Below are 6,919 nucleotides of genomic sequence, written 5' to 3' on the forward strand. Positions count from 1 at the left end.
GTCACTTGTTCCCCTCGAAGTGCGGGTTCTCCCAGATGACCGTGCCGCCCATGCCGAAGCCGATGCACATGGTGGTCAGGCCGTAGCGGATGTCGGGGCGCTGCTCGAAGCGGCGCGCCAGCTGGGTCATCAGGCGGACGCCGGTGGAGGCCAGCGGGTGGCCGTAGGCGATCGCGCCGCCGTACGGGTTGACGCGCTCGTCGTCGTCGGCGATGCCGTAGTGGTCGAGCAGCGAGAGGACCTGGACGGCGAAGGCCTCGTTGATCTCGAAGGCGCCGATGTCGTCGATGGTCAGACCGGCCTTGGCCAGTGCCTTCTGCGTCGCCGGGACGGGGCCGATGCCCATGACCTCGGGCTCCACGCCGGCGTAGGCGAAGGAGACCAGGCGCATCTTGATCGGCAGGCCGAGCTCCTCGGCGACGTCCTCGGCGGCCAGCAGCGAGGCGGTGGCGCCGTCGTTCAGGCCGGCCGCGTTGCCCGCGGTGATGTTGCCGTGCGGGCGGAACGGGGTCTTGAGGTTCGCCAGCGACTCCATGGTGGTGCCGGGGCGCATCGGCTCGTCCGTCGTCGCCAGGCCCCAGCCGGTCTCGCCGACCTCGGGGTTGGTGTTGCGGATCGCGATCGGCACCAGGTCCGGCTGGATGTCGCCGTTGGCGTACGCCTTGGCGGCCTTCTCCTGGGAGCGCACGGCGTAGGCGTCGCAGCGCTCCTTGGTGATGTGCGGCAGGCGGTCGTGCAGGTTCTCCGCGGTCATGCCCATGAACAGGGCGGACTCGTCGACCAGCTTCTCCGACACGAAGCGCGGGTTCGGGTCCACGCCCTCGCCCATCGGGTGACGGCCCATGTGCTCGACGCCGCCGGCGACGGCGATGTCGTACGCGCCGAAGGCGATGCCGCCCGCGGTGGTGGTGACGGCGGTCATCGCACCGGCGCACATGCGGTCGATCGCGTAGCCCGGGACGGACTGCGGCAGACCGGCGAGCAGGCCCGCGGTGCGGCCGATGGTCAGGCCCTGGTCGCCGATCTGCGTGGTCGCGGCGACGGCGACCTCGTCGATGCGCTCGACGGGCAGGTTCGGGTTGCGGCGCACCAGCTCACGGATGCACTTGACGACCAGGTCGTCCGCGCGGGTCTCGTGGTAGATGCCCTTCGGGCCTGCCTTGCCGAACGGGGTGCGGACGCCGTCGACGAAGACGACGTCCCTCGCGGTACGAGGCACGGGGGCTCTCCTCCCAGGGGACATGACGTTAAGCGCAGTCCGCACGGCTCACGGGTGGAGCGGCGCTGCTTCAGAGCCATGCTACCCGTCGGTAACTAACTTGCCCAGGGGCCACACCCACCGGACGGGGTGTGTCCCCCAGCACACACGCCGGGACAAGCGGGAACGGCGGCGCGGGTCCACGTGCGGCGAAGCGGGAACAGGGGCGCGGGGAACTGCGCGGGACGGAAGGCGCTCGCCCGACCTGTGGCTCCGGACGGTCGGTTGCACCGTCCGGGGTCACCCGGCTGCGGGTGGTCCTCTCCCGTCTCGCGCAGTCCCCCGCGCCCCTGATGGGTCGTCCCGGGATTCCGGGCTGCGCCCTAGCTCGCGGCCTGGTCGAAGGCGGTCGCGAGGGCCGGGGCGACCAGGTCGGTCTGCCACTGGCGGGCGCCGAGCCGGCGCAGCGAGGCGGCGATGTTGTCGGCGTCGGACACCGCCGGAGGCTCCCAGCAGACCCGCCGCACGAGGTCCGGCGTGATCAGGTTCTCCGCCGGCAGGTGCTTCTCCTCGGCCATCGCCGTCACCGCGGCCCGCGCCGCACTGAGCCGTGCCGCCGCCACCGGGTCCTTCTCGGCCCACGCCCGCGGCGGCGGCGGTCCGTCGTGCGGTGCCGTGGCGGCCGGCAGCTGCGACTCGGGCAGTTCGCGGGCCCGCTGCAGCGCGGCGAGCCACTGCTCGACCTGGCGGCGGTTCACCCGGGGGCCGAAGCCCTGGACGGCGACCAGGCCGGCGGCGTTGGTGGGCATGGCGAGGGCGGCGTTGACGATGGCGGCGTCGGGCAGCACCCGGCCGGGGGAGACGTCCCGCTCGCGGGCCATCCGGTCGCGGGTCTGCCAGAGCTCGCGGACGGCGGCGAGCTGGCGGCGCCGCCGGACCTTGTGCAGCTGGGAGGTGCGCCGCCAGGGGTCGACCCGAGGGCTGGGCAGCGGTGCCGCGGCGAGCGCCGCGAACTCCTGCAGCGCCCAGTCGAGCTTGCCCTGGGCGTCCAGCTCCTGCTCGAGTGCGTCGCGCAGCTCGACCAGCACCTCGACGTCCAGAGCGGCGTAGCGCAGCCAGGGCTCGGGCAGCGGGCGGGTGGACCAGTCGACGGCCGAGTGCTCCTTGGCCAGGGAGAGGCCGAGGACGTTCTCGGTCATCGGGCCGAGGCCCACCCGGGGGAAGCCGGCGAGCCGCCCGGCCAGCTCGGTGTCGAACAGCGTCCGCGGGCGCATGCCGACCTCGCCGAGGCAGGGCAGGTCCTGGGTGGCGGCGTGCACCACCCATTCGGCGTCGGCGAGGGCCGTGCCGAGGGCGTGCAGGTCCGGGCAGGCGATCGGGTCGATCAGCGCGGTGCCCGCGCCGGCCCGGCGGAGCTGGATGAGGTAGGCCCGCTGGCCGTAGCGGTAGCCGGAGGCTCGCTCGGCGTCGACGGCGACCGGGCCCCGCCCGGCGGCGAAGGCCGCTACCGCGGCGGCGAGCGCCTGCTCGTCGGCGACGACGGGTGGCAGCCCCTCCCGCGGTTCGAGGAGCGGGACCGGGGCTGTCTCTTCTGGGATGGCTGCTACGGCGTCGGTCACCCCCCAAGGGTACGACGGCGTACGGGGCCGGGAGTGTTGTCGGACTGGTCAGACTGCGTTCGGACATATGCCCCCGGCCCGTAGCCGGTCGGCCATCAGTCCCCGGACGGGTGAGCCGACCTGGTCCGGATCGGCCGATCACCGGTCTCGGACCGGGCGGAGGCCCGGAGGAAACGTTCCTCCGGGCCCCCGCCGGACGGTTGCGCCGGAGCCGGCCCGCGCGGGGGCCGGGCCGGTCCGGTCGTCAGTGGATGATGCCGGTGCGCAGCGCGACCGCGACCATGCCGGCCCGGTCGCCGGTGCCCAGCTTGCGGGCGATCCGCGCGAGGTGGCTCTTGACGGTCAGTGCGGACAGGCCCATCGCCACGCCGATCGCCTTGTTGGACTGGCCCTCCGCCACCAGCCTCAGCACCTCGACCTCGCGGCCCGACAGCTCCCGGTACGCGGTGGGCTGCGCACCGGGGGCGCCCGGCGCACCGGGGGTTCCGGGCGTGCCCGCCGCTCCGGGGGCGCCGGGGACTCCCGGCATGCCGGGACGGCGCATCCGGCCCGCCAGGTGGGCGGCGCCGAGCGGCAGGCCGGGCCGGCCGGGCATGGCGAGGTTGGTGCGGGTGCCGGTGACCACGTAGCCCTTGACGCCGCCGGCGAGCGCGGAGCGCACGGCCCCGATGTCGTCGGCCGCGGAGAGCGCGAGGCCGTTGGGCCAGCCCGCGGCGCGGGTCTCGGCCAGGATGGTCAGCCCGGAGCCGTCCGGGAGGTGCACGTCGGCGATGCAGATGTCGCGCGGGGTGGCGACCCGCGGGCGTGCCTCGGCGATCGAGGAGACCTCGATCACGTCGCGCACACCCAGGGCCCACAGGTGCCGGGTGACGGTGTTTCGGACGCGCGGGTCGGCGATGACCACCATGGCGGTGGGCTTCGTCGGACGGTACGCGACCACGTTTGCGGGGTGCTCGAGAAGGACCGACACCAGGCCTCCTGTGGGGAGTGGCGGACGGAACCCCGATGGGGGCGGTCGGAGTGTTCCGCGTTCGGAAAGGGTCACTGACACCTTCGGCATCATCCGTGCCCGGCTTTAGCGAAAGATCACGATCTAGTGAGTAACAATACGGACAAATCGCGCAGGTGACTGATACGACATGCCCTGGAATCGTACGGATTCGATCGCAACCGGATCGAAATGATCAATTTCAGCCGGGTAATTGACATAGACCGGGACGGAAGTCACACTCCATCAGCCCTGGGAGTGGCACTGCGCCGGACCGTCCGGGGCGTCCCCCGGAAGGGCAGCGGCCCGGGGCGGGCGGGCCCGGCGGGGCTCGGCTTGGTGCAGGGCCCGGCGCGGGGCTCAGTGCGGGCGCGGCCGGCGCCGGGCGGGCATCGGCACCACGCCGCCGAGTGACGGGGCGTCCGGCAGCGGCATCGGCGCCCCCGCGGTCGGCGGCAGGCCGGCGCAGATGCACAGCAGGTCGCCCCAGGCGGCCAGGTGGCGCTCGAACCGCTTGTCGGCCGGCGTCCAGGACGCCCGCACCTCGATCTCGGTCGACGCAGGGCGTTCGGCCAGCGCGCCGAAGTAGTGCGAGGCGCAGCGGGTCACCGTGCCGCCGGGCTCCCCGTAGCCGGCGCCGTGCGCCTGCAGCGCGTCCATCAGCCAGGCCCAGCCGACCTCGCCGAGCATCGGGTCGCCGGCGATCTCCGGCTCCAGCTCGGCACGGGTCATGGTGACGACCCGGAAGTCGCCGTTCCAGGCGGACTGCCCGGCGGGGTCGTGCAGCAGCACCAGTCGGCCGTCCGCGAGCTCGTCGCCGTCCACCTCGACCGTGGCGGTCACCGCCCACGCGAACGGTGCCAGCCGTCGGGGCGCCGGCGCGGGGGAGAGCTGCACCTCGGGCCGGAGCCGGGCGCCCGCGAGCGCCTCGACCGCACGGCGGAACTCGATCGGCGCCGCCTCCTTGTCCGTTCCGCCACCTTGTGCGGGGTGTCCGCCGACCGCTGCCATGGAGGGAAGCCTAGGTCGCCCGCGGCCCCAATCCGAGCAACTTCCCGCGGTGCGGCGCGCCGTAGCGCCACAGGTCGGACATCTCGGACGAACCTACGAGGCGCCCGGGGCCGCCGCGCGCACGGCGCGTGCGAAGATTTGACCCGTGAGCGAGACACCCGCGGCGAGCCCCGCAGCCCAGACCGACCCGCAGTCCACCGTGCGCCGCGGCGCCGCGTACGACTCCGTCTTCCTGCGCGCCGCCCGCCGCGAGCCGGTGCCGCACACCCCCGTCTGGTTCATGCGGCAGGCCGGCCGCTCGCTGCCGGAGTACCTGAAGGTGCGCGAGGGCATCCCGATGCTCGACTCCTGCATGCGGCCCGAGCTGGTCAAGGAGATCACGCTGCAGCCGGTCCGCCGGCACGGGGTGGACGCGGCGATCTTCTTCAGCGACATCGTGGTGCCGCTCAAGGCCGTCGGCATCGACGTGGACATCAAGCCCGGCGTCGGCCCGGTGATCGCCGACCCGATCCGCACGGTCGAGGACCTGCAGCGGCTGCGCCCGCTGGAGCCGGACGACATGCCCTACATCACCGAGGCCGTCGGCCTGCTCGTCGACGAGCTCGGCACCACCCCGCTGATCGGCTTCGCCGGTGCCCCCTTCACGCTGGCCAGCTACCTGGTCGAGGGCGGCCCGTCGAAGAGCCACGAGAAGACCAAGGCCATGATGTACGGCGCGCCCGAGCTCTGGGCGGGCCTGGTCGACCGGCTGGCCGCGATCACCTCCGCCTTCCTGAAGATCCAGATCGAGGCCGGCGCCTCCGCCGTGCAACTCTTCGACTCCTGGGTCGGCGCGCTCGCCCCGGACGACTACCGCCGCTCGGTGATGCCCGCCAGCACCAAGGTCTTCGAGGCGGTCGCCGACTACGGCGTGCCGCGGATCCACTTCGGCGTCGGCACCGGCGAACTGCTCGGACTGATGGGCCAGGCCGGCGCGGACGTGGTCGGCGTCGACTGGCGGGTGCCGCTGAACGTCGCCGCCGACCGGGTCGGCCCGGACAAGGGCCTGCAGGGCAACCTCGACCCGGCCGTGCTCTACGCCCCCACCCACGTCGTCGAGACCAAGGCCCGCGAGGTGCTGCACGCCGCCGCCGCGCTCGGCGACAGCGGCCACATCTTCAACCTCGGACACGGCGTCATGCCGACCATGGACCCGGACGCGCTGACCCGCCTGGTCGCCTTCGTGCACGAGGCCAGCGCCCGCTGACCGGACGGGCGGGGCCGGTCTCCCGGCCCCGCCGCCCCGTCACTCCCCGTCCGCCTGCTTCGGCTCGGCCGACGGCTTCGGCTCGGCCGCCGCCGGGGCCTGCGGCTGCGCGGGCACCTGGACGGGCGCACCGGCCTGCCGCGGCACTCCCCAGACCGGCACCGGCGGCGCCGGACGCGCGGGCCGGGACGCCGCCCGCCGCTTCAGACCGCGCCGCAGCAGCCAGGCCGCCGGGGCCAGCACCGCCAGGAACGGCGCCAGCGCGGCCAGCGCCACCAGCAGCCCGCGCACCAGCAGCAGCAGGGCGTGCCAGCCGCCCGCGAACGCGTGCCCGACCGCCGACCACAGCCCCCGCTCCGGCTTCTCCTCCGCCGCCGGCACATCGGCGGCCCGGCGCAGCTCGACCGTGATCGTGGAGAGCGAGGTCTGTGAACCCAGCTCCTGCAGGCGCTGCTTCAGCGACTCCAGGTCCGCCTCCCGGCGGGTCAGCTCGCTCTCCAGCGACACCACCTCGGAGAGCGACTTCGCGTCCGCGAGCAGTGCCCGCACCCGGTCCACCGACGCCTGCTGGGTCTTCAGCCGGCTCTCGGTGTCCACCACCTGCTCGGTGAGGTCGTCCGCGTCGCTGCTGCGGGAGGCCACCGTGCCGAGGCCGGCCAGCCGGTCCATCGCCTGCTGGTAGCGGGCCGAGGGCACCCGCAGCACCAGCCGCCCGGCCTCCGCGCCGCCGCTGTCGGAGAGCGACTCGCTGCCGACGTAGCCGCCGGTGTCCGTGGCCGTCCGGCGGACCGCCTCCGCCGTGCCGCCCTTGTCGTCGGCCTTCAACTGCAGCACCAGACGGCCGGAGTAGGCGATGT

At 74.0% G+C, this 6,919-nt stretch carries 6 protein-coding genes; 1 reads left to right on the top strand and 5 read right to left on the bottom strand.

The annotated features are described in order from the left end of the window. Position 1: 1 nt before the first annotated feature. From ABD353_RS24005 to ABD353_RS24020, 4 genes are all read right to left on the bottom strand, one after another. Positions 2-1,219 (bottom strand): thiolase family protein, encoded by a 1,218-nt coding sequence (locus tag ABD353_RS24005; protein WP_344625722.1) that lies wholly within the window; start codon positions 1,217-1,219, stop codon positions 2-4. Positions 1,220-1,581: 362 nt separating this feature from the next. Continuing rightward, positions 1,582-2,817, bottom strand: coding sequence for an HRDC domain-containing protein (locus ABD353_RS24010; RefSeq protein ID WP_344625723.1), 1,236 nt, complete (start codon positions 2,815-2,817; stop codon positions 1,582-1,584). A gap of 244 nt (positions 2,818-3,061) precedes the next feature. Then, on the bottom strand, positions 3,062-3,787 hold the full coding sequence (locus tag ABD353_RS24015) for a LuxR C-terminal-related transcriptional regulator (protein WP_344625724.1): 726 nt from the start codon (positions 3,785-3,787) through the stop codon (positions 3,062-3,064). 378 nt (positions 3,788-4,165) lie between these two features. Continuing rightward, positions 4,166-4,816, bottom strand: coding sequence for a DUF3000 domain-containing protein (locus ABD353_RS24020; protein WP_344625725.1), 651 nt, complete (start codon positions 4,814-4,816; stop codon positions 4,166-4,168). A 199-nt stretch (positions 4,817-5,015) separates the two neighbouring features. Between ABD353_RS24020 and hemE the strand changes: the two genes are divergently transcribed. Continuing rightward, positions 5,016-6,062: a uroporphyrinogen decarboxylase gene (hemE, locus tag ABD353_RS24025; RefSeq protein ID WP_344625733.1), complete on the top strand. Its 1,047-nt coding sequence runs from the start codon at positions 5,016-5,018 to the stop codon at positions 6,060-6,062. 39 nt (positions 6,063-6,101) lie between these two features. Here the strand turns inward: hemE and ABD353_RS24030 are convergent. Then, positions 6,102-6,919, bottom strand: an 818-nt coding sequence (locus ABD353_RS24030) for a DUF4349 domain-containing protein (protein ID WP_344625726.1), incomplete at its 5' end; no start/stop codon positions are given.

This window comes from Kitasatospora arboriphila (genome assembly GCF_039528095.1).
GTDB lineage: Bacteria > Actinomycetota > Actinomycetes > Streptomycetales > Streptomycetaceae > Kitasatospora > Kitasatospora arboriphila.

Coding starts and splice junctions, on each gene's coding strand:
- ABD353_RS24020 (WP_344625725.1), bottom strand. CDS start 4,816: ATGGCAGCGGTCGGCGGACACCCCGCACAAGGTGGCGGAACGGACAAG.